The 21,247-nt window shown below is 35.2% G+C and carries 22 protein-coding genes; 19 read left to right on the top strand and 3 right to left on the bottom strand.

The features are described from left to right. Nucleotides 1-3: 3 nt before the first annotated feature. Nucleotides 4-645 carry a hypothetical protein gene (locus tag DAY19_RS09970; RefSeq protein WP_115361948.1) on the bottom strand — a complete coding sequence of 214 codons (642 nt, stop codon included), beginning with the start codon at nucleotides 643-645 and terminating at the stop codon, nucleotides 4-6. 141 nt (nucleotides 646-786) lie between these two features. Here DAY19_RS09970 and DAY19_RS09965 point away from each other — a divergent pair, with 141 nt between their 5' ends. From DAY19_RS09965 to DAY19_RS09885, 17 genes are all read left to right on the top strand, one after another. After that, on the top strand, nucleotides 787-1,752 hold the full coding sequence (locus DAY19_RS09965; RefSeq protein ID WP_115361946.1) for a hypothetical protein: 966 nt from the start codon (nucleotides 787-789) through the stop codon (nucleotides 1,750-1,752). A 78-nt stretch (nucleotides 1,753-1,830) separates the two neighbouring features. Then, nucleotides 1,831-2,625 carry a DsbA family protein gene (locus DAY19_RS09960; protein ID WP_115361944.1) on the top strand — a complete coding sequence of 265 codons (795 nt, stop codon included), beginning with the start codon at nucleotides 1,831-1,833 and terminating at the stop codon, nucleotides 2,623-2,625. Between the two features lie 107 nt (nucleotides 2,626-2,732). Then, nucleotides 2,733-3,170: a hypothetical protein gene (locus tag DAY19_RS09955; RefSeq protein WP_115361942.1), complete on the top strand. Its 438-nt coding sequence runs from the start codon at nucleotides 2,733-2,735 to the stop codon at nucleotides 3,168-3,170. Between the two features lie 119 nt (nucleotides 3,171-3,289). After that, nucleotides 3,290-3,568: an HU family DNA-binding protein gene (locus DAY19_RS09950; RefSeq protein WP_115361940.1), complete on the top strand. Its 279-nt coding sequence runs from the start codon at nucleotides 3,290-3,292 to the stop codon at nucleotides 3,566-3,568. A gap of 291 nt (nucleotides 3,569-3,859) precedes the next feature. Further along, nucleotides 3,860-4,393: a flagellar basal body-associated FliL family protein gene (locus DAY19_RS09945; RefSeq protein WP_115361938.1), complete on the top strand. Its 534-nt coding sequence runs from the start codon at nucleotides 3,860-3,862 to the stop codon at nucleotides 4,391-4,393. A gap of 63 nt (nucleotides 4,394-4,456) precedes the next feature. Beyond that, entirely contained in the window at nucleotides 4,457-5,479 is a 1,023-nt protein-coding gene (gene fliM / locus DAY19_RS09940; protein WP_115361936.1) for a flagellar motor switch protein FliM, read from the top strand. Nucleotides 5,480-5,495: 16 nt separating this feature from the next. After that, nucleotides 5,496-5,876 (top strand): flagellar motor switch protein FliN, encoded by a 381-nt coding sequence (fliN, locus tag DAY19_RS09935; protein WP_162929496.1) that lies wholly within the window; start codon nucleotides 5,496-5,498, stop codon nucleotides 5,874-5,876. A 12-nt stretch (nucleotides 5,877-5,888) separates the two neighbouring features. Continuing rightward, nucleotides 5,889-7,058 (top strand): flagellar biosynthetic protein FliO, encoded by a 1,170-nt coding sequence (locus DAY19_RS09930; protein WP_115361934.1) that lies wholly within the window; start codon nucleotides 5,889-5,891, stop codon nucleotides 7,056-7,058. A 36-nt stretch (nucleotides 7,059-7,094) separates the two neighbouring features. After that, nucleotides 7,095-7,844 carry a flagellar type III secretion system pore protein FliP gene (gene fliP / locus DAY19_RS09925; protein ID WP_115361932.1) on the top strand — a complete coding sequence of 250 codons (750 nt, stop codon included), beginning with the start codon at nucleotides 7,095-7,097 and terminating at the stop codon, nucleotides 7,842-7,844. Between the two features lie 17 nt (nucleotides 7,845-7,861). Continuing rightward, complete coding sequence (gene fliQ, locus DAY19_RS09920; protein ID WP_115361929.1) at nucleotides 7,862-8,131, top strand: flagellar biosynthesis protein FliQ; 270 nt, start codon at nucleotides 7,862-7,864, stop codon at nucleotides 8,129-8,131. A 9-nt stretch (nucleotides 8,132-8,140) separates the two neighbouring features. Continuing rightward, nucleotides 8,141-8,917 carry a flagellar biosynthetic protein FliR gene (locus DAY19_RS09915; protein ID WP_115361927.1) on the top strand — a complete coding sequence of 259 codons (777 nt, stop codon included), beginning with the start codon at nucleotides 8,141-8,143 and terminating at the stop codon, nucleotides 8,915-8,917. Nucleotides 8,918-8,929: 12 nt separating this feature from the next. After that, nucleotides 8,930-10,006, top strand: coding sequence for a flagellar biosynthesis protein FlhB (gene flhB / locus DAY19_RS09910; RefSeq protein ID WP_115361925.1), 1,077 nt, complete (start codon nucleotides 8,930-8,932; stop codon nucleotides 10,004-10,006). 22 nt (nucleotides 10,007-10,028) lie between these two features. Continuing rightward, entirely contained in the window at nucleotides 10,029-12,104 is a 2,076-nt protein-coding gene (flhA, locus tag DAY19_RS09905; protein ID WP_115361924.1) for a flagellar biosynthesis protein FlhA, read from the top strand. A 1-nt stretch (nucleotide 12,105) separates the two neighbouring features. Beyond that, on the top strand, nucleotides 12,106-13,581 hold the full coding sequence (locus DAY19_RS09900) for a hypothetical protein (RefSeq protein WP_115361922.1): 1,476 nt from the start codon (nucleotides 12,106-12,108) through the stop codon (nucleotides 13,579-13,581). Nucleotides 13,582-13,630: 49 nt separating this feature from the next. After that, entirely contained in the window at nucleotides 13,631-14,539 is a 909-nt protein-coding gene (locus tag DAY19_RS09895; protein WP_115361919.1) for a MinD/ParA family ATP-binding protein, read from the top strand. Nucleotides 14,540-14,555: 16 nt separating this feature from the next. Next, entirely contained in the window at nucleotides 14,556-15,341 is a 786-nt protein-coding gene (locus DAY19_RS09890; RefSeq protein WP_115361918.1) for a FliA/WhiG family RNA polymerase sigma factor, read from the top strand. Between the two features lie 198 nt (nucleotides 15,342-15,539). Continuing rightward, nucleotides 15,540-17,840: a hypothetical protein gene (locus tag DAY19_RS09885; RefSeq protein WP_115361916.1), complete on the top strand. Its 2,301-nt coding sequence runs from the start codon at nucleotides 15,540-15,542 to the stop codon at nucleotides 17,838-17,840. 205 nt (nucleotides 17,841-18,045) lie between these two features. Here the strand turns inward: DAY19_RS09885 and coaE are convergent, their stop codons facing one another. Continuing rightward, nucleotides 18,046-18,693, bottom strand: coding sequence for a dephospho-CoA kinase (gene coaE, locus DAY19_RS09880; RefSeq protein ID WP_133296938.1), 648 nt, complete (start codon nucleotides 18,691-18,693; stop codon nucleotides 18,046-18,048). Nucleotide 18,694: 1 nt separating this feature from the next. Further along, nucleotides 18,695-19,501, bottom strand: a complete 807-nt coding sequence (gene mazG, locus DAY19_RS09875) for a nucleoside triphosphate pyrophosphohydrolase (protein ID WP_115361912.1) — start codon at nucleotides 19,499-19,501, stop codon at nucleotides 18,695-18,697. Nucleotides 19,502-19,548: 47 nt separating this feature from the next. Between mazG and ybeY the strand changes: the two genes are divergently transcribed. Then, complete coding sequence (gene ybeY, locus DAY19_RS09870) at nucleotides 19,549-20,109, top strand: rRNA maturation RNase YbeY (RefSeq protein WP_115361910.1); 561 nt, start codon at nucleotides 19,549-19,551, stop codon at nucleotides 20,107-20,109. Between the two features lie 17 nt (nucleotides 20,110-20,126). Continuing rightward, nucleotides 20,127-21,240, top strand: a protein-coding gene (gene prfB, locus DAY19_RS09865) for a peptide chain release factor 2 (RefSeq protein ID WP_233500261.1) whose coding sequence is annotated in 2 segments (ribosomal slippage) — nucleotides 20,127-20,198 and nucleotides 20,200-21,240 — 1,113 coding nt in all. Because the reading frame shifts where the segments join, the coding sequence is not laid out codon by codon here. Nucleotides 21,241-21,247 lie beyond the last annotated feature (7 nt).

The raw sequence follows: 21,247 nt of genomic DNA, 5'->3' as shown, positions 1-21,247 counted from the left end.
GTCTTACTGACATCCCGGAGGAGCAAAGTTAATTGTCAACGCTGTTGCTTGTAACGGTACACCATTTGGTGAAGTGTACTGTGGTACATAAACGTAGAATTGACCAGCAGAGATTACATTTGTTGGACAAAATGCAGTTGCTGTTAGAACTGAAGGTGAAGTCATTTGAATACCGTTAACACCTCTTTCTTTTGCTAGTAGAGGGTATTTTCCAGTTCCATATTGATTATCTGTAAAGTAGCGCCCACAAAAAGAGAAATAATAATTGAACCCAACATTATTTCCATTTGTTGTTTTAGCTATAATGAGAATATCGCTATTACCATTTGCTCCCGCATAGTAATCACCAGTTTCTCCACCCATGGCACCTTGTTTTAAATTACCAATAATTCCCGTTCCATTTGTTTGGGACGTTGTTTGATAACTATCAAGATAAGTACTCATGAAAACTCTTTCTGTACTACATGGGAAGTGGCCTTCAAGGCTATTGTGAAGTTGTTCAACACCTCTTGCAACATTACCGCTTCCGTTAGATCCCCAACCAGAGAAGTTTGTAGCACCGCCACCGCCACCTGAGTCACTACCGCAGCTTGTAATTAACATTGAAGTAATTGTAGCAACCATCAATAATTTAAACTTTTTCATAATATCCTCAAATATTAATATTCACGCTACTTCCTGTATCGGCGACTCTGAAGATTTTCTTTAGAAATTGATAAAATTAATTAAGAAATAAAGATCATGAACCGAAAAGATATGTAATTAAAACAACTTATAGAATTACTTATGTACGAAAATTTCAAGAAATCAATGTTTAATGTCGTAGCACAATCCTTAAAAGACTTTAAAAAGGATGACCAGGCAAAGTTTCGTTTGAAGCTAGGACTCATTTTTGCCGTTCTACCTTTTCTATCAATCATTGCTGGCTTCATCTTAAATTGGTTTCTTTTAAAGTCGGCAGTTATCTACATTACTACATTTAGAAAGGATCTTGATTACATTATTGATGATCTTATCTTAGACTACCTACAGATAGGCTTAGTCGAAGTTTGGCCATGGGTGATCTTTTCATTTATTTGTCTCTTAATTGCAGGAATTATTCTTGCTCAATTAATGCTTCGTCCATTTGATGAGATAGCAGACTACTGTAATGAATTTCTGTGTGCAGAAAATAAAGATGCAACATTTGATGCTGATTTTAGTTCTGAGCTAAGATTACTATCGAATTTTAGTGACTGGTTTTTTACAACTACTGAAACTTTTAGAAAGAGTGGTGTTTTAACTAAAATTGAAGTTCCAAATAAATACAAAAAGATACACAAGCCTGTCTTTGAATCAATGTTCTTCCTTAATAAGAGTTTCTATGTTGCGATTGTTTGCATACTGATGGGAATGATTATTACGATCATAAACTTTGCTCTTTTTGACGCCATTATTATGGTGGTTAATCATATCTTAACAGATAGTAAAGTTTTTAAAGATTACTTAGTTAACATGGCGATACTGCAAAACGACATTCTCTACATCACAATTATTGTCAATATTATTTCTTATGGTATCTTTCTACTCTATCTCTATAACAAGGTTGCTACACCTGCTTTCGGGATTTTTGCCACTATGCGATCATTCATTAGTGGACGATATGCCTCAAGAGTTCATTTAATCGGTTATAAGTATGTGCGTAATCAGACACGTGTCATAAACCGCTATCTCGACTACATGGAAAAAGAGTACTCTGCAAAAGATGATTGAGTATTTCATTTTGTTCAAGTAGAATTCTAATAATAACTTGACGTGAAATTATTGTTTAAAACAACAAAAGGGATAGTAATGAAAAAATCAATCGGCATTGTAATGTCACTTCTTCTACTTGCCAGCTGTGTAGGTAAAGATCAAATCAAACAAGCTCTTAAAGATGATCCAACTATTTTAGCAGAAGCAATTAAAGCAAACCCTGCTGAAGTTATGGAAGCTCTACAAACAGCAGCTCAAAATGCAAAAGCTGAAATGGCAAAGAAAAGAGAAGAGGAAGAGAATAAAAAACTTCATGGATTTATTGAGAATCCTCTTAAGCCAGAAATTAGAGAGGATGAATCTATCCGTGGTACAAAAGGTGGAGCGATCACTCTAGTTGAATACTCTGATTTTCAATGTCCATATTGTACAAGAGGATTTGAAAATGTTGTAAAGCCAATGCTTGAAAAGTATGAAGGTCAAGTACAGTTTATCTATAAGCACCTTCCACTTTCATTCCATTCTGAAGCAAGAATTGCAGCAGAGTACTATGAAGCTCTTCGTCTACAAGATCCAAAGATGGCATTTGAATTCCACGATATGCTTTTTACTCAAGAAGGTCAGCAGAAACTTAGACAGTACAAAGAAAAGTACCTAAAGCAAGCAGCAAAGAAAGTTGGTGCTAACATGACTAAACTTGCTAAAGATGTTAAGTCTGAGTACGTTGTAAATAGAGTTAAGGCCGATGAAGCTGAAGCAAGAAAATTTGAAATCCAAGGAACTCCTGGTTTCGTAATCAATGGTGTTCCAGTTAAAGGTGCTTACCCAATGTCACACTTTGAAATGATCATTGATCTATTAAAAGAGAAAGGGAAGCTAAAGCTGAACTAATTCAAATATACATTTCTATATTTAATAAGAGGCCTGCATTCTTTGCAGGCCTTCTTATTTGGGCAAAATCTAATCTTCTGTTATACTAGAAATAATGGAGGTTAAAAATGACAAGCTTCTTTGATCATAACCAGGTAAAAATTAATAAAGAATATATGCGTGAATCTGCTAAGCAGATCGATTATTCTCTATCTGATTTTTTACATGATGATATTCCTCATAACCTCATTGAACAAAATGTACTTGATCATGCTTATATCAAGCATGTTTCATCTCTACTTAAAACTGACTCGATTTATAAACTTGCTCATGAGATCTTAGAGCTTGAAAAAATTCTTGATAAGCTTTCCGAGCACCTTCCTGTTGATATAAAGATTCCTAATATGGAAGTTTTCTATCATCAACTCGGCCCAGTCTTCATTCAATTATTTGTTGAAATTGAAGACATAAAAGAGCACTCTCAATTAGAGCTAGAGTGGCTTAAAGCCGTTAGAATCGCACTAGAGGAAGAAGTGGTAGTTTGGCAAGAAAAAAGTCTAAAATAACCTAAAAAATAAAAAAAATAACTTAATTAAAAAAAAAGGCTTAAAAAGCCTTGTCAAAGCGTGTTTCAGGCCTCATCCTATTTTTACAACAACTAAATAACTAACTATTTGGAGTTTACATGAACAGAAAAGAACTTGTAGAAGCAATCTTAAAGAACAAAGAACTTAAGCACCTAACTAAGAAAGATGCAGATACTTTCGTATCAACTACTCTTGAAACAATCAAGAAAGCTGTTAAGAAAGGTGACGATGTATCACTAATCGGTTTTGGTACTTTCACAAAAGTAAGAAGAGCAGCTAGAACTGGTATCAATCCAGCAACTGGTGAAAAGATTAAAATCAAAGCTAAGACTCTTCCAAAATTCAAGCCAGGTAAAGCTTGGAAGGAAATGTTCTAATTTTAGATTTAAATTAGTTTCATAATAAGAAGCCTCCCTTTGGGAGGCTTTCTTATTTCTAGAGGGGAAAAATTTGCCTCTCAACTCAGTAAGCGTCAAAAAAGCGTCGACATTTTGACACCGGCCAATTTTTACATACAAGCTAAACGGTTAGAATTCCTTTAAAGGGCAATAGAATGTGGTAGAACATTCTTTACTATCTTGTAGAATTTGCCGGTAGGATGTATAATTTTTGACGAGGCACAGTTTATAAAGGAATTTTTTTCTGTGTGAAGTAAAGGATTTATAAGTATGGCAGATGGAAGTGCTGATAATACAAACCAAGGAAGTGGTAAAAGCCCTCTTTTAACAGTAGCTCTACTACTGAATATTATCTTAATGGGTGTAATCGCTTATTTTCAGTATCAGACACATGTGAAATTATCGCAGCAATCTTCAGTAGAAGATCTTGTTAAGGCCCAAATGGCCGAAGCAAATAAAGAAGCAGACGTTGTGACAACTGGTGAAGCACAAGAAGAAGAAGGTAAGCTCTTTCCTCTTGATAGCTTTACAGCAAACCTTTCACAAGGTGATGGACCTCAACGCTACATTCGTTTAAATGCTGTACTTAAGCTTTCTCTAAATGCAAAAGAGGAAGAATATAAAGCAAGAAAGCCTCAGATTAGAGATACAATTATTAGTATTCTAAACTCAAAGAGGCCAAATGATCTTCTTAAAGTACAAGGTAAGGAATACCTTAAAGAAGAAATTAAATCAGCGATTAACTCATATCTCGTTGATGGAAAAGTTTTAGATGTTTACTACGTTGGTTTCCAGATCAACTAGTACATAAATAAAAGTTTAACTTTTGGCAGGATGCCAAGATCATCAAATCCTAGGAGGGGAACGATGGCACAGGTTTTAAGTCAAGACGAAGTCGATGCTCTATTAAACGCTGTAAACGATGGTGAAGCAGATGATTTTTTAGGTGATGGTGGCGATTTCGATGATGAAGCTGAAGATGAGAATATACAGCCCTATGACTTAACTAATCAAGACCGAGTCATTCGTGGGCGAATGCCTATTCTTGAAATCATCTACGAAAGATTTATTCGTTCATTTCGTGTATCACTTTCAAATTCTTTAAGAAAGATTTCAACGATCTCAATGATCTCAACTGATCTTCTTAAGTTTGGTGAGTTCGTAAACACACTACCGATTCCTTCGTGTATGTGTATTATGAAATTCAATGAACTAAGAGGTCCAGCTCTTCTAGTTTTTGAATCAAAGTTAGCTTATGCAATTATTGATTCATATTTCGGTGGAACGGATCGTCCATTTACAAAGATTGAAGGAAAGGAATTCACAGCAATTGAACTTTCATTCATGAGAAAAGTTATGGATATGGCCATTGCTGACCTTGAGGAAGCTTGGGCACAAGTTCACAGAATTGATGCACAATATGTAAGAACAGAGATTAACCCACAATTCGTTGGGGTTGTTCCTCCATCAGATGTAATTATCGCAACAACTCTAGAAGTTGAATTTGAGTCTGCATCTGGAACGATTATGATCGTTGTTCCTTACTCAACAATTGAACCAATTAAGCAAAAGCTTTCATCTAATTACCAAACTGATAACGACATGGCAGATAGTATCTGGACAAGTGCAATGAATGAGCACATTAAAGATACGAAAGCTGAGATTGTTGTCAAACTTGGTGAGGCACAGATGACAGTGGGTGACCTTCTCACTCTTCAAAGTGGAGATATTATTCCATTGAACCAAGAAGCTTCAAGTGAAGTTAAGGGAACAATTCAGGGAGTAGAGAAGTTACAGTGTCTAATTGGAACATATAAAGGAAGCCGAGCGGTACAAGTCACACATGTTGATAAAACACCGAAAGTTTCTATGGATATCGAAGTAGAGTAATAAAGGGAGTATATAAATGAGCGATCAAACAGAATTAAATAATGAAGTACAAGGTCTAGAAAATTTCAATACGATGGAAGTTGAAAAACTTGCTGATGAAATTAGGGCCGGTGATGATGCGATTAATAAATTAAAGGTACAAAACCTAGACTTTATCTTAGACATTCCTCTAAAGGTAACAGTTGAACTAGGGCGTACAGAGGTAATTATTAAAGACCTTCTGCAACTAGGACAAGGTTCTGTACTTGAACTTGATAAGTTAGCTGGTGAGCCTCTTGAGATTTTAGTAAATGGGAAGCTTGTCGCTAAAGGTGAAGTTGTTGTTGTTAACGAAAAGTTTGGAATTCGTTTAACAGATATCATTTCGCCAATTGAGAGAATTGAAAACCTTAAATAATAGGAACTTATTATGGCCAAACGATTTAAATTATTATTTTTAGCACTTTCTTTAATAACAGCAAATGCTTATGCAAGAGTTGAAATTGGAAAAGTTGAGTTAACTAAAGATGGAAGTACTGGTGTTGTAACCATTGCGTTAAAAGGTAACTACCGAGATACTCCTGAGTTAACAATTAAGGATGATATTATTCAAGTTGCTCTTGATGGAACAATTGTTTGGCCAAAAATTGAAAAACAAGTTTCTGTGAATAATAAGTTTGATACGAAACTTATGGCGTATCAATTCAATAAAGATGTTGCTCGTGTACGTGCCATTCTTCCTTATGAACTAAGAGGTAAGGAAGATAAAGTAAGTTTAGAGGTTGGAGATAACCAAATAAAAATGTTCTTTCCAATTTCAGCTTCTAAAAAACAAGTTGCTGTAACAAGAGCAGCTACTCCAAAGAAGGCTCCTGCTAAAACTAAAAAAGCAGAAGCATATGATGAAAGTTACTTAGAAAAACTTTTAAAAGATAAAGAAGAAGTAACAAAGAACGAAAAACCTAATAATAAGAAACTAAATGATACAAATGATTCTCTTCTAGCATTAGCAAAAGAGAAAAAACAACAAGTAGAAGATAGCGTAAGCTCTCTTTCTTCTGGAGTTGAAAAGGGTGGATTTCAAATGTCGACTTATATTTTTAAATTTATCGGATTCTTCGCTCTTTTTGCTGCCGGTATCTTCTTTCTAATGAACTTTTTTAGAAAGGGAATGCTTAAGAAAGGTGGATTAGGAATCTTCTCTAGTGCAAAGATGGTTGAAGTATTATCGACAACATATCTTGCCCCAAAAAGAAGTCTTCTTGTTGTTAGAGTTCAAAAACAAGTCTTTTTAATGGCACAGTCAGAAAAAGGTATGGATTTTTTAACAGAGATTGAAGATACATCAGCTTTCTTTAAGGAAGGTGAAAAACAAATCACTGGATCTAACTTTGATACAAACCTTGATTCTGCAAATGAAGGTTCAAAAGAATTTAAGTTAAAAGAAGTAACTCAAAATATGCATGAAGCAAGCAACTCTACAAGATCTTCACAGGAAGCAATTTTAAATAGTCTAGCAGGACAAGCAACAAGTGAAGAGAAGGTGAGTCTTACTGCTCAAATTAAGAAAAAAGTAAAAGACATGAAGTCTTTACAATAGATATTTGATTTTAAAATCAATTCAATAGGAAGTTGAATGAAGAACCTTTTAAAAGCATTATTAGTATTTAGTATCGGCGGATGGCTAAGTACGATCTTTGCACAGCAGTCAACGAACCTGGGGCTTCCAGGACTTTCTGTTAATTTTGGTCAAGGTGTTGATCTAGTCGATACGATCGAGTTAACGGTCCTTTTTACAGTTCTTACGTTAGCACCAGCTGTATTAATTCTTTGTACATGTTTTACGAGAATTATCGTTGTTCTATCTTTCATGAGACAGGCCATTGGAACTCAAAGTATGCCACCAAACCAACTACTAATTGGTTTTGCAATGTTTCTATCTGTTTTTGTGATGCAGCCAACTGGTGAAGATATTTATAATAATGCTATTAAGCCATATATGGATAAGAAGATATCAACGACTCTTGCTCTTGATCGAATTGAAGGGTCTCTTCGTGGATTCATGAATAAACAAGTACGTAAAGCTGATATCGGTCTTTTCTATGATGTAACAGGAAGACAGGCACCACAATCAATTAATGATGTTCCTATTCATTTTTTGATTCCTGCATTTATTATTTCTGAATTGAAGACGGCCTTTCAAATTGGCTTCTTACTTTATATCCCATTTCTCATTTTAGATATGGTTGTTGCCTCTGTTTTAATGGCCATGGGGATGATGATGCTTCCTCCGGTTGTTATTTCATTGCCTTTTAAATTATTACTCTTTGTTCTTGTAGACGGTTGGCAACTGGTCACAGGTTCACTACTAAGGTCTTTTAACTAAAAGAATTGGAGAACAAGATGGACTTTTTTTCAGACATCGCAAGACAAGCAGTTACTGTAGGATTAATGATTTCAGCACCAATGTTAGCAGGTGCTCTAATTATGGGTATTTTAGTATCGATATTTCAAGCAGTTACTCAAATCAATGAGCAAACACTTTCATTCATCCCTAAGATTCTAGTGATTGTTGGTGCATTAGTGTTAACAGCACCATGGATGACAGATCAACTGACTACTTTTACAAAAGAATTAATCATCAGTATTCCACAACTAGTAACTGGTAGGTAATCGTAATATATGACAATTCAAATCACTGACATTGTCCCTATAATCGCCTTTTGGTTAATCTTTACCAGATTACTTGCTATTAACTTTCAGCTACCTATTTATGATAACTTACCAATCCCAATGATGGTAAAGATCCTTTCAACTCTTGTTATGAGTTTTTGCTTCTTTCCATATATTCAAGGTGAAGTAGTCAAGGACATCATGTATGTGGGAAAAGATAACTTCTGGGCCCTCACTATTATTTACACACTCATTGGATTGATAATTGGATATTTGGTAAAATCAATCATGGGTATCTTCCTGTCAGCAGGTAGTATTATTACCCAGCAAATTGGATTTGCAGCGATTCGCTATTTTGATCCTTCTTCAGGTCAACAAGTGGGTCCTTTCGAAAAACTTATACAATGGACTGTTCTTGTAATGGTTATATCTTCCGGAGCACTTTTACCGATGTTTAAAGGGATTTTCCAATCTTTTTATTCAATTCATATCTACGATATGGGTGTCTTTGCGAAGTCTCATATTTTCTATATTGAAGCTTTTAAATCAATTTTTGTTGCTGCCCTTATGCTTGCAACACCATTGATTTTTACAAATATGCTCATCAGTTCGATTCTAGGAATTATTGCTCGAACTGTACCACAAATGAATATCATTATGGTGAGCTTTGTCGTTAATATTGGCCTAGGTCTACTAGTATTCACGGCAACAAGCGATGAGTTCTTTCACGTTGCATTTAAAATGTATACGGAAAGATTAGGCGAGTGGTTTAACTTTATACTTTAAAGGAAGTAAGTCGTGGCCGAAGAAACAGATCAGGAAAAAACGGAAGATCCATCCCAGCATCGAATTGACGAATCGAAAAGAAAGGGTGAGGTCGCATCCTCAAAAGAACTAACCAGTGTGTTAGTACTGGCCGCCTGTATCATGACATTAGGTCTTTCTCTTCTTTTCATTTATCAAGAAATGGAAGAATTCATTAGATGGATTATGTATCTTGATCCAGCGACTGCCTTTACTGAAAAATCACTTAAAACAATTGCTAATAAAACAGCTTCTACGGCCCTTGTTTGTGCCGCTCCTGTTTGTCTTGTCGCTCTTTGTATGGGGATCGTTGCAAACGTCGCTCAAATCGGATTCATCTATGCTCCTGAAGTTTTAGAGTGGAAACCAGAAAGAATTGATCCAATAAAGGGAATAAAGAAACTATTCTCAATGAAAGCAGTTGTTGAGGCCGTTAAAGGTGTCTTAAAATTTGTTTTCATTCTAGGAATTGTATATTTTTATATGAAAGAAGATATTGCATCTTTTGTAGGTTTTCTTCATGTTGACTTCTTTCAAGCATTTGTAATCGGAAAAGATATTCTCATTAAGTTAGGTTTTGCAATCCTAGCAGGTCTTGTTGTTATTGCTATCGCTGATTTTGCTTATCAAAAGTATTCTCACAAAAAGAAACTCATGATGACAAAAGAAGAAGCAAAAAGAGAATCAAAAGAACAAGATGGTTCTCCTGAAGTTAAGCAAAGAATTCGTAGTATTCAAAGAGAGCAGGCCCAAAAGAGAATGCTTGCAGATATACCGACAGCAGATGTAATTGTCACAAACCCAACACATATCTCAATTGTTTTAAAATACGATCAAGAAAATATGGTGGCCCCTGGGGTTGTTGGAAAAGGTGCTGATCACCTTGCAATGAGAATTAGAGAAATTGCTAAAGAACACAATATTCCAATTGTAGAAAATGTGCCTTTAGCAAGAGCATTATATAAATCAGTAAAAGTTGGGGAAGGAGTTCCTCGCACACTTTATAAAGCAGTCGCTGAGGTATTAGCGTTTGTTTATAAGCTTAAGAGAAAGAACAAAGCTCTAAGTTAATTGAAGTATTAGGAAAAGTATCATGGATGGTATCTTTAAGAGATTAAAAGTATTAACTGAAAACTCAGATCTTGCAGTTGCAGTCGGGATTCTAGCTGTTCTTGCAGTCATGATTATTCCTGTTCCACCAATTGTACTTGATTTACTTTTAGCGACAACTCTTTCATTTTCAATCATTATTCTATTAGTTTCTGTTTATACAAAGAAGCCATTAGAATTTTCTACTTTTCCGGCGGTTCTACTTGTAACAACACTTTTTCGTCTCTCTCTAAACGTAGCATCAACTCGAAATATTTTACTTCGTTCTGGAAGTGAGGGGACAAGTGCTGCTGGTGAGATCATTAGAAGTTTTGGTGAATTCGTTGTTGAAGGGAACTTTGTTGTTGGTATCATCGTTTTTATCATCTTAGTAATTATTAACTTCATGGTAATCACAAAAGGTGCTGGAAGAGTTGCAGAAGTTGGTGCTCGTTTCACGTTAGATGCAATGCCTGGTAAACAGATGGCCATTGATGCCGATTTAAATGCCGGACTTATCAATGATGCTGAAGCAAAGCAAAGACGAGCTGAAGTTGCTGAAGAAGCTGACTTTTACGGGTCGATGGATGGTGCTTCCAAATTCGTACGAGGGGATGCCATTGCAGGTATTCTAATTACTGCTATTAATGTTATTGGTGGAATTATTGTCGGTGTTGGCCAATATAATATGAACTTTAGCCAAGCAGCTGAAACATATACTCTATTAACGGTAGGGGATGGGCTTGTTTCTCAAATTCCAGCTCTAATTATTTCAACTGCTGCCGGTATTATTGCAACAAGAAATACAAGTGAAGATAATCTTGGTGCTCAAATGAGTAAGCAATTTAAGCTTCACCCAAAAGCAATCTTAATTGCAGGTTGTGTGCTTCTTATTTTCTCACTTATTCCAGGGCTTCCAAAACTACCATTTATTGTTGTCGGTTTAGCTCTTCTTTTTGTTTCAAATAAAATGGAAAATGAAATTGCTCAGGAGAAAGTTGCAGCTGAATCAGTTGTTGAAGACGAGAAGAAATCGACTCCAGAGTCACTTGAGGATCTCCTTAATCTTGAACTTGTTGAATTAGAAGTTGGATATGGACTTGTAAATCTCGTTGATTCATCACAAAACGGTGATTTACTTGAGCGTATCACATATATGAGAAAGCAATTTGCTCTGGATTGGGGTGTTATCATTCCATCTGTTCGTATTAAAGATAACCTGGAACTTGCTCCAGGTGGTTATTCTTTAAAGATTAAAGGTGTCGAAATTGCTCAAGGTGAACTTGTTCCTGATCACTTCCTGGCCATGGACCCTGGTAGTGTCATTGAGAAAATTGATGGAATTGAAACAATTGAGCCAGTTTTCGGTCTTCCTGCCGTGTGGATCACAGAAGATCAGAAAGATGATGCAGGATTTAATGGTTATACAGTAGTAGACTTATCAACTGTTCTTGCAACTCACTTGACTGAAATACTCAGAACTAATTTACATGAATTATTTGGACGCCAAGAACTTGTTCGTGTTCTTGATAATTTTAAAGAACATTATCCAAAAATTGTTGCGGATCTCGTTCCAGATATTCTTCCTCTAGGAGCTGTTTTAAAGGTATTACAGAACCTTTTAAGGGAAAATGTTTCCATTCGTGACCTAAGAACAATCTTAGAGTCTTTATCTGAATATGGAGTGAAAATTAAGGATACAGATCTTCTGACAGAAAATGTCAGACAATCGTTATACCGCACTATCACTGAGTCTATTAAGTCTCCAAATGGTGATTTGCCGATATTTACGTTAGATCGTAAAATAGAAGAGCAGGTTGCTGGCAATCTCATACAAACAGAAAATGGTCAACAAGTTTCTTTAGACCCAAGAATTACCCAATCGATTTTGGCCAGTTTAAATGAGAAAATAGAGGAGGCAACGAATATGGGTGAAAAAATGGTTGTTCTATGTTCACCTGTTATCCGTGGCCACTTTAAGAAATTAACAGAAAAATTCATACCAAACTTAATTGTTGTAAGTCATAATGAATTAAGTCCAGATGTGAATATTAGATCGCTTGGAACGGTGAGGTTATAGGATGTACGTTAGGAAATTTGAAGCAGATTCTTTAGATGAGGCATTAGCAAATATTAAGGCCGAGCTAGGACCTGATGCAATTATTCTTAAAACACAGACGAATAAGGGAATAAAGGGTGCTTTCAAAAAGAAAAAAATTGAGATCACTGCTGCAATCTCTGAGAAGAACTACACGAAAAAAGCTCAAGTTGATAGCGTTTTAAATCCTGAACAAAAAGATTCTTTTTATCAAAATAACTCATCTTATATAGCAAATATGATAAATTCACATGATCAACATAAACAAAATCAAGGCACTAATGAAAATCCAATGGCCGGTTATGGAAGCCTTGGCTTAAACAAAAGTGTTAACTCTCTTGAAGAAAAATCGACTTCAAATTCTGCATCAGGACTTGATGATTTCTTAAGCTCTATTGATAGAGAAGAAGTTAAGAAAGCAACAGCTAATGCAGACTCTGAAAACTTCAATGATTTTTTAAATGGAGATTTCTCTCTTGATGATGAGATTGAAGTTGAGGAGCCAAAGGTTGCTCAAGCTAGACCAGCAATGCAAGACAATTATGTAACTGGTCCATCTACACCATCAATTAATAATGAAGAAGTAAATCATTTAATTGATTCACAAAGAAATAAAATCGATGATCTTGAAAAAAAGATTTATGAATTAACACAAAGTGTACAGGGAATGACTAAGCCGCAAGCACTTGGTGTTAAGGAAATGGTGACAATTTTTAGAAGTCTAGATATTGAAGAAAGATATATTCAAAAAATTGTTCGCAAAGCAAACTTTGATCTTTCTGATGATGATAAAGAAAATCCAGATACAGTTTTCGAATTTGCTCTTAAAGAGATGATGGGGGAAGTAAAGACGGCAATGCCACTTTTTTCTTCAGTCGATAACGAAGCTTCAAAGACTGTTACAGTATTAATCTCTGATGCTACTTGTGGACAGAGCTCGATGTTAACGAAGCTTTCTGCTCTTAAAGATGATTCAGTGATTATTAGAAATAAGGGAAAAGTTGGATATAAAGACAATACTTCTTTCTCTGAGAAGTTTTTTAATGTTGAATCAAATGTGTGTGAAACAATTTCTGAGATCGTTGCGCAAACAAGAAAATCAATAGAAACCAAGAAAAATGTTTTTATCGACTACAAGGCAACAAATCAAGAAATCAATGAAATCAAGAAGTTCGTAGATGGCCTAAGACGTTCATTTGAAAATGTGGAAGTTTTAATCTGTCTTTCGGGAATCAACACAGAGTTGTATAATAGAAAAGTACTTAATCGTTATGCAAATATTGCTAACGGTCTCGTGGTGACGCATTTAGATCAGTGTTTAAATTATGGATCACTCTTTAATTTAGCAATTGATTTTAATTCGCTACCATATAAGTTTTTTGGAACAGGTGAGATTGTTCCAGATGACCTCGAAGCTGCAACTGCCGAAAGGATTTTGGCAGGAATATTTAAACTGTAGCTGATTTTATTTTTTATATTTAAATTTTAAGTTTTGTTTAGGAGACAGGATGTCCAGAAACGATCTTTCAACTTGGTTGATGTCACATAGAAGTGACAGCGATGAGATCTCTAATCTAGAAGATCTTAACGTAAAAGAATCTCTTAATTTAATCAGTGACGATTGCGAAATTATAGCTGTTGGTTCAGGAAAAGGTGGAGTTGGTAAAACAACGACAGCTTTGATGTTGGCCAATGAATTAAGCTCTAAAGGAAAACGTGTTCTTTTGATCGATTGTGACTACAATCTTTCTAACACGGCAGTTAAGCTAGGGCTTCCTTTAAATGACAACTTTTACTCCCTTATTTCTAATGAGAAGCCATTTGAAGAATGTGTCTATAAATTAGGTAATATAGATCTTCTAAGTGGATGTAATGGTAATAGCGATCTCTTTGAGAAATCTTTCTCTCACGATAAATTCATTATCGATATTATTGCTGAACATCGTACTGAATACGATCATATTATTCTTGATTGTCCAGCTGGTGTGAATAGGGAGACGATCAATCTTCAAGCCTATTCTGATTATCGATTTATGGTTGTAAATCCAGATCGTTCATCAATCACAGATACATACGCACTAATTAAAATTCTAAATCAAAAATACAATATCAAAGACAACCATTTAATCGTAAACAAAGTAGAATCGAATCAACAATACAATAAAGTTGTACGTTCGCTCGTTGATACTGTTTCAAGCTTTATGCAGGCAAACTTGAGTGTTTTAGGTGGGGTTAAAAATATCGAAATTCCATCTGATAAATTTGATCATGCACTTTTGAAAACGGAAAAGAATTCCCTTTCAAAATATTACACAAAGATCATTAATAAATTTTCCGACGAGGACGATAGTCGTATTACACCGGTAATCCTAAATGGATTTAGTGAGTCCGGAACTAGTCCACAACAGTTAGCCTAATCAAGGAGTGAGAGAGATGTCATCGTTGGCCAAAAAATTAAAGAATTTAAAAGACTACCGCTCAACAGTAGATCCAAAAGTAAAAGATGAAATCGTTGTGGAATATGCACCACTAATTAAATATATCGCACAGAAAATTGCTTCACGTCTTCCATCTAATATCGAATTAGATGATCTTATTTCATGTGGAGTTATCGGGCTAATGGATGCAATCGAGAAATTCGATCCAACTCGTGATAATAAATTTAAAACATATGCAGAGTTTAGAATAAGAGGAGCTATCCTTGATGAATTACGTTCACAGGACTGGGTACCTCGTTCAGTAAGAGAGAAGGCAAAGACTATTGATCGTGCTTATCAGAAGCTTGAATCAGAATTAGGTCGTCCTGCTACTGATGATGAAATGTGTAAGGAACTTGAATGTAGTAAAGAAGAGTTCCATGAAATGCTAAATAAAGCAAAATCAGTTTCAATCTTAAATATTGATGACTCGGCAACTTTTAATCGCAATGATAAGAGAGCAATGGCCGGTTTAAATGAAGACAGTAAATCAATGAATCCTTTTACTGCTGTTTCTAACAAAAACTTTAGAGATAAAATTAAAGAGGGTATTGAGCAATTACCTGAGAAACAAAGACTAGTACTATCACTGTATTATTATGAAGATCTAAATCTTAAAGAGATTGGTCAGGTATTAGATGTAACGGAATCACGTGTATCACAACTTCATACACAAGCTGTAATGAAGCTTAAAGCTAAGCTACAAAATATGTTTGAAGGTTATGAGGAACTAGTAAGCTAATAAAAAATAACAGATCAAAATAATCAGGCCCTCTTTGAAAGAGGGCCTTTTTTTTCCTATAAATTAAATGAATTAACCCTTTAAAAACCCGGCAAAAAATAGCATAATAGATGTAGAAATTCTTACGTTCACAGGAAGTGAAGGACCGTTAACATATGGAAGTGATTTTCCCTAGCCGCCATTTAGGAGATAAATAATATGAAGCTTCGTTTCAGCAAGCCGTTGTACATCTATTTCTCAGTTTCTCTTATTCTAACGACAGCTCTTATATCCGCTGGTGTATGGACCTTTTGGAAAAAAGGACCTGCTAATTTTGAAAGAATGACGATGATCTATGAATCGACTTCAAAATTTGATGAAGTTAAAAATTCAAATGCCCTAACAAGTATTAAAGAGCTTGTTCGAGTTGATCGTACGAAAGAAGCGATCTCAGAATTTGAAAGATTTGAAGCGGGTGTAAATGAATTAAATAATATTGCTAATATTGAAGAATATGAAGCTTTGAATGAGAACTTCTCTAATTTGAAAAAGAAGTTAAATGATATTACAGCTTCTGCAAATAAGTCGACATTGATTAATGTTTTAAGAACAAAGGTGATTGGTTTTCAAAACTTTGTCGTCCACAATCAATGGCGTACATTAACAAGAGTTTCAACAAAGATTAAAACAAAAATCTCAGTAGGCACAACAAAGAGTTCTAACTTTTATACATATTCAAATTTAAAGAAATTACATCAGTCGATTTCATCAGATGTTAATTATATGGAAAGAGTAACAATGAGATCGGTATTATCTGATGAAGATAAGAACTTGATTGTTATCCGACTTGGGACATTAAAAACAGAATTAAATCTCTTAAAAAGATCACTAGATTCTCTTAGAGACTTTGGATCAATTTGGAACTCAACAAATGAATCATATAAGATTTGGAGTGAGAAATTTGGTCCAAAACTTACTTACCAAAAAATTGAATTAAATGAAGCTTCTAAAACTACGCTATATGGCCTAATTGCAATCGTTGGTATCCTTACTCTCGTATTTGCAGGTGGAATATTTATGGTTGCCTACACTGAAAGAAGGGCATCAAAGATCTTAGAAAAAACTTCTCTAGATCTTATTAAAGATGGAGTTATTCCAGTCAGTGCAAAATTAGAAGGGGAATGGTCTCATTTATTTAAAGAAGAAATTGAAAAGTATCGTGGTTATATTCATAAGAGAATGAGTTTTGGATCAATCTTTCAAGACGCAATGCCATTTTCTTCTTTATTACTTGATTCAAACTTAAATGCTGTTTGGGCAAACTCATTATTTTATGAGCATTGGAGTATTGATAATACTAAAAATGATCACAGTATTACTTGGGACTATCTAAGCACATTTACAAACCTCGGTGAAAACGATCCTGTTATTAGTGCTGTAAGAGATGGTATTGCTGGAATTTATCAAATTCAGGTAAAAACAGAAAATGATAAAGAAGCTGCTCCTTTTGAAATGTATGTTTCACCAGTTGAATATGCAGATCAAAAAAGAATTATGGTTATCTTCTATCCATTAAGAAGTTTAGAAGAGACTTTAACAAATCAAATGAAATCAGTCGTCTCACCGGTGTGTAAGTCTCTTGATGCTTTAGTTGAAGCTAGCTTCTCAGGTGAGTTAAAAGAAAAGTTAAAACAAGACTTCTCTGCTGCTGGTATTGATAATGTATATAATAAATTCACAAAAGTTAACGATCACTTCTTAAGTCAAAAAGCATCTTTCTTAAAAGAGGTAGAGCTTCTTGAAAATAACTTATTTGAACAATATAAGATAATCGATGATGTAAGAATTATTTTTGAAGGTCAAAAGGACTTACAAAAAGAAGCGATTAATAAGTTCAAATCTGCTAAGGATAAGATTGTATCAGTAGTTGAGATGAGAGCTAAGTTTGAAGAAATGAATCGTTACATGGTAGAGATGAGTAATCGTCTTTTCAATGAAGAGATTGAATTAGCGACTCGTTCAAGTGAGATTGTTGAAATTATAAATGAAAATAAGGCTGCCTTTGCTGGCCTTGTTAAATCTCGTGATCAATTTAAGTCACTTAAGTCACAAGTTGAACTCTTTAGAGCACGAAGTTCTCAAATCGTTGATCAAATTCAAAGAGGTGTAGCGACAGATGCTACAATTGAAAAATTTGCAGGTGAGCTTAGGGACTTTAATTCAACTCTAGGAAACTTCTCAAAGGTATCAACTCAATTAGATGTTGGTCTTTCTAAGGTTCAGATTATTATGGATAGTAAAGAAGTTCCTGATGTTGGAGCAATTAAAGAGACATTTAAAACAATCAGAGGCGAAATGAATGAAGTTTCAACGCAAACGCAACAATTATCTCGTTTCGCTCAAGAAGAAGATGAAGAATTAATTTCATCACTTAGAGGACTTTATGGAAGTTTCCAAAACTTAAGAACTCAAAATGGTGAAATTGAAAATACTGTTGCTGACAGTCACCCTATTATTTAAGCAACCGCAAAATTGACTGGCTCAGGCCAGTCTATTGTTTGCGGTGCTCGCTCCCCATATCTTTAGCTAGAAAATAATATTCAACAAGCCGGGTTCAAGCCCGGCTTTGTTGCCTCAGGAGCAATGGGAAAGCAGTCGCAAAAAAAAGCGACACTTTAGCGAAGCTAAAGTTAGTCCAACCCAAACTAATTTTAGGACCGCGTACCTAAAAGTCAAAATGATCTAAGAATTGTTTTAAATTAAGATCCTCAGCGCTGCCAGAGTTATTAATGACATAGTCAGCAAGTTTGGCCTTCTCTTCAATATTGATCTGTTTAGAAAGGATCTTACAGGCAAGGTCCTTTTCGATTCCATCACGTGCCATTAAACGCTCTACTTGTTTTGCTCTTGGGCAATACACCACGACTTTGAAATCAATAAATGGTGCAAGGTTTTTTTCAAATAAAAGAGGAACGTCGTAGATTATAACCTTTGGAGAACCAAGGTCTTTATATGCATTGAGAAATATCTCAGGTAGTTGGCGATAGATTAAACTTTCGATATCGTTTTGAATTTGAATATCTTGAAAGAAGTATTCTCGAAGGAGTTTGAAATTAATTTCATCCTCATCGTTAATTACTTGTGAATAATACTTTTTTAAATGCTCTATAGACTCTTTAGATTTGTAGACTTCTTTAACCAATGCATCCGCATCAATAATAGGGAAGTTTTTTTCTTTTAAAATTTTTGAGACTGTTGACTTTCCTGTGGCAATTCCACCTGTAAGACCAACAATTGGGCATGGCATTTCGTAAAGACGCTTGTCTTTTTTAAGAGAAATATATTTCTTTTTTAATTTAATGGATGATTTCATATTATTTATTTTTTTCAATCTCTTTTACACGAGACCAAAGTCCTTCTAGTTCTTCTTGTGAACTTTCTCGAATCGCAATACCTTCTTGTCTTGCAATATCTTCTAATTGATTAAATCTTCTTTTGAACTTAAGGTTGGCCTCTCTAAGAGTCATTTCTGGATCAAGATCCAGGTGTCGTGCTAACTGAGCAACTGAAAAAAGTAAATCACCCATCTCTTCTTGAACACGTGCCTTATTTAAGTCGCGTCCTGGAGTTAACTCTTCTTTAAGCTCTTGCCACTCTTCTTCCACTTTATACATAACCTGAGAGTATTCTTCCCAGTCAAAGTTTATTTTACTTGTCTTCTTTCCAATCTTTGCTGAGCTTGTCAGGGCCGGAAAAGATAGAAGCTCATCGCATATTTCATACTTCTTTAGACTTTCTTCTTGGGCCTTCTCAGCTTTCTTGATGGCCTCCCAATTGTCTTTGATTTCTTTAATATCGCGGGCCTTATTATTCGTAAAGACATGAGGATGGCGTCTTACCATTTTATCAGCAATAGTTTTAGCAACAGAATTAAGATTAAATTTTCCTTCTTCACTAGCTAGTTGAGAGTGGAGCACGACTTGTAGGAGAACATCACCTAACTCGTCTTCCATTTTTCTATAGTCACCATCTTCCACGGCGTGCATGTATTCGTAAGATTCTTCCATTAAATATTTAAGAAGTGACTTATGAGTTTGTTCCAAATCCCATGGACATCCATCTTTAGGATCTCTTAATTTGGCCACAACCTCTTTTAATCTTTCCATTTCGCTTAGTGACATAATCTAGCCTTGGTAATATAATCTAATAACTGAATATTACACCCAGAATGAAGAGATTGGAAATAATGGCCTACACTAAAACCATTCAAATTGATAAATCAAAATTGGTTATTCACTTAACAGATAACGCTAGGTCTAAATGGGGATTAGAAGCATGTGAAAAGATGATGCAGGACTCACTAAAAGTCTTAAGTAATTTCCTTTTCTCAAAGAATACTTGTTTAGATAAGAAGATTCATCAAGAAATAGAAGTCGATCTTCACTTCTGTGGCGATAAAAGAATGCGTCAAATTAATAGTGAGCATCGCAACAAAGACAAGACCACTGATGTCTTGTCGTTTCCAATGTATGAAAGCCTTAGACCAGACAGTACGGATTTCGTTCTACCTGGGCCTGTTATGCTTGGTGATATTATCATCAGTCGCAATGTCGCTAGGAAACAAGCACGTGAATTTAACTTAAGTCTTGAGCAAGAGGTTATTCACTTATTTTGTCACGGACTCCTACATTTGTTAGGATATGATCACGAAATATCTGAAAAAGAAGAAGAGATTATGGAGTCGCTTGAAAAAGAGATTCTCTTAAAAATAAAAAAGGCAAGAAAGTAATGGAAGAGAGTACACGTATTGGCCTTAGTGAGAAAAAATCACTCATGGCGGATTATAAGGATAAATTAGAAAGTCTTAGGAGGTCACTTTGATGTAGACCAAAAGTCTGCACGTATCAAAGAGATTCAAGAGATGGAAGCAATGCCTGGCTTCTGGGATGACAATACTAACGCAACAAAAGTTCAAAAAGAAAAAAACCTCTTAGAGGATGTCACAAATACATATACAAAATTAAAAGATCTATACGATGAGTTCGATATTCTACTCGAATATGCTGGTGAAGGTGATGATGAATCAGCAGAAGGTGCAATAAGCATTGCTGATGAATTCGTCGATGCTTTCAATAAAGCTGAACTTAAAGTCTTACTTTCAGATGATGCCGATTCAAATAATGCAATTGTAAGTATTAATGCTGGTGCAGGTGGGACTGAATCATGTGATTGGGCAAGTATGTTATTTCGTATGGTCAATCGTTGGGCCGAACAAAAGAAATTTAAGGTTCAAGTCTTAGATGTACAGGATGGAGATAGTGCTGGGATTAAATCTGCTACTATGCTCATTGAAGGAAATTACGCTTACGGAAATTTAAAGTCTGAAACAGGAGTACATCGCCTTGTTCGTATTTCTCCGTTTGATTCAGCAAATCGTAGGCATACTTCTTTTGCTTCAATTTTTGTTTCACCAGAAGTTGATGATGATATCGAAATTGAAGTCGCCGATAAAGATATTCGTATTGACGTGTATCGCTCAGGTGGTGCCGGTGGACAGTCTGTAAATACGACAGATTCTGCTGTTCGAATTACACACCATCCAACAGGACTCGTGGTAACATGTCAGAACGAGCGTTCACAACTTCAAAATAAGATTCAAGCAATGAAAGTTTTAAAGTCTCGTCTCTATGAACTTGAGCTTGAAAAGCAAAGAGCTGCGGCCGCTGAAGAAGAGGCCAATAAGAAAGAAATTGGTTGGGGAGCTCAGATTCGCTCTTATGTTCTTCATCCATATAAAATGGTTAAAGACCACCGAACAAATTTCGAATCTTCTCAAGCTGAAAAAGTACTTGATGGGGATATTGATGGATTCATGGATGCATTCTTAAGATGGTCTGTTGATGGTAAGAAAGAAGGATAAGGAAATA

This window comes from Halobacteriovorax vibrionivorans (assembly GCF_003346865.1).
Taxonomy (GTDB): domain Bacteria; phylum Bdellovibrionota; class Bacteriovoracia; order Bacteriovoracales; family Bacteriovoracaceae; genus Halobacteriovorax_A; species Halobacteriovorax_A vibrionivorans.
This window is presented reverse-complemented; position numbering and strand designations above follow the sequence as displayed.

What these genes read in the sequence shown, in the direction of transcription:
- fliP (WP_115361932.1), top strand. Translation starts at nt 7,095, where the DNA reads ATGAAGAACCTTTTAAAAGCATTATTAGTATTTAGTATCGGCGGATGG.
- DAY19_RS09955 (WP_115361942.1), top strand. Translation starts at nt 2,733, where the DNA reads ATGACAAGCTTCTTTGATCATAACCAGGTAAAAATTAATAAAGAATAT.
- DAY19_RS09890 (WP_115361918.1), top strand. Translation starts at nt 14,556, where the DNA reads ATGTCATCGTTGGCCAAAAAATTAAAGAATTTAAAAGACTACCGCTCA.
- DAY19_RS09915 (WP_115361927.1), top strand. Translation starts at nt 8,141, where the DNA reads ATGACAATTCAAATCACTGACATTGTCCCTATAATCGCCTTTTGGTTA.
- DAY19_RS09945 (WP_115361938.1), top strand. Translation starts at nt 3,860, where the DNA reads ATGGCAGATGGAAGTGCTGATAATACAAACCAAGGAAGTGGTAAAAGC.
- flhA (WP_115361924.1), top strand. Translation starts at nt 10,029, where the DNA reads ATGGATGGTATCTTTAAGAGATTAAAAGTATTAACTGAAAACTCAGAT.
- DAY19_RS09895 (WP_115361919.1), top strand. Translation starts at nt 13,631, where the DNA reads ATGTCCAGAAACGATCTTTCAACTTGGTTGATGTCACATAGAAGTGAC.
- DAY19_RS09885 (WP_115361916.1), top strand. Translation starts at nt 15,540, where the DNA reads ATGAAGCTTCGTTTCAGCAAGCCGTTGTACATCTATTTCTCAGTTTCT.
- ybeY (WP_115361910.1), top strand. Translation starts at nt 19,549, where the DNA reads ATGAAGAGATTGGAAATAATGGCCTACACTAAAACCATTCAAATTGAT.
- coaE (WP_133296938.1), bottom strand. Translation starts at nt 18,693, where the DNA reads ATGAAATCATCCATTAAATTAAAAAAGAAATATATTTCTCTTAAAAAA.
- DAY19_RS09965 (WP_115361946.1), top strand. Translation starts at nt 787, where the DNA reads ATGTACGAAAATTTCAAGAAATCAATGTTTAATGTCGTAGCACAATCC.
- fliN (WP_162929496.1), top strand. Translation starts at nt 5,496, where the DNA reads ATGAGCGATCAAACAGAATTAAATAATGAAGTACAAGGTCTAGAAAAT.
- mazG (WP_115361912.1), bottom strand. Translation starts at nt 19,501, where the DNA reads ATGTCACTAAGCGAAATGGAAAGATTAAAAGAGGTTGTGGCCAAATTA.
- DAY19_RS09960 (WP_115361944.1), top strand. Translation starts at nt 1,831, where the DNA reads ATGAAAAAATCAATCGGCATTGTAATGTCACTTCTTCTACTTGCCAGC.
- fliQ (WP_115361929.1), top strand. Translation starts at nt 7,862, where the DNA reads ATGGACTTTTTTTCAGACATCGCAAGACAAGCAGTTACTGTAGGATTA.
- fliM (WP_115361936.1), top strand. Translation starts at nt 4,457, where the DNA reads ATGGCACAGGTTTTAAGTCAAGACGAAGTCGATGCTCTATTAAACGCT.
- DAY19_RS09930 (WP_115361934.1), top strand. Translation starts at nt 5,889, where the DNA reads ATGGCCAAACGATTTAAATTATTATTTTTAGCACTTTCTTTAATAACA.
- DAY19_RS09900 (WP_115361922.1), top strand. Translation starts at nt 12,106, where the DNA reads ATGTACGTTAGGAAATTTGAAGCAGATTCTTTAGATGAGGCATTAGCA.
- DAY19_RS09970 (WP_115361948.1), bottom strand. Translation starts at nt 645, where the DNA reads ATGAAAAAGTTTAAATTATTGATGGTTGCTACAATTACTTCAATGTTA.
- DAY19_RS09950 (WP_115361940.1), top strand. Translation starts at nt 3,290, where the DNA reads ATGAACAGAAAAGAACTTGTAGAAGCAATCTTAAAGAACAAAGAACTT.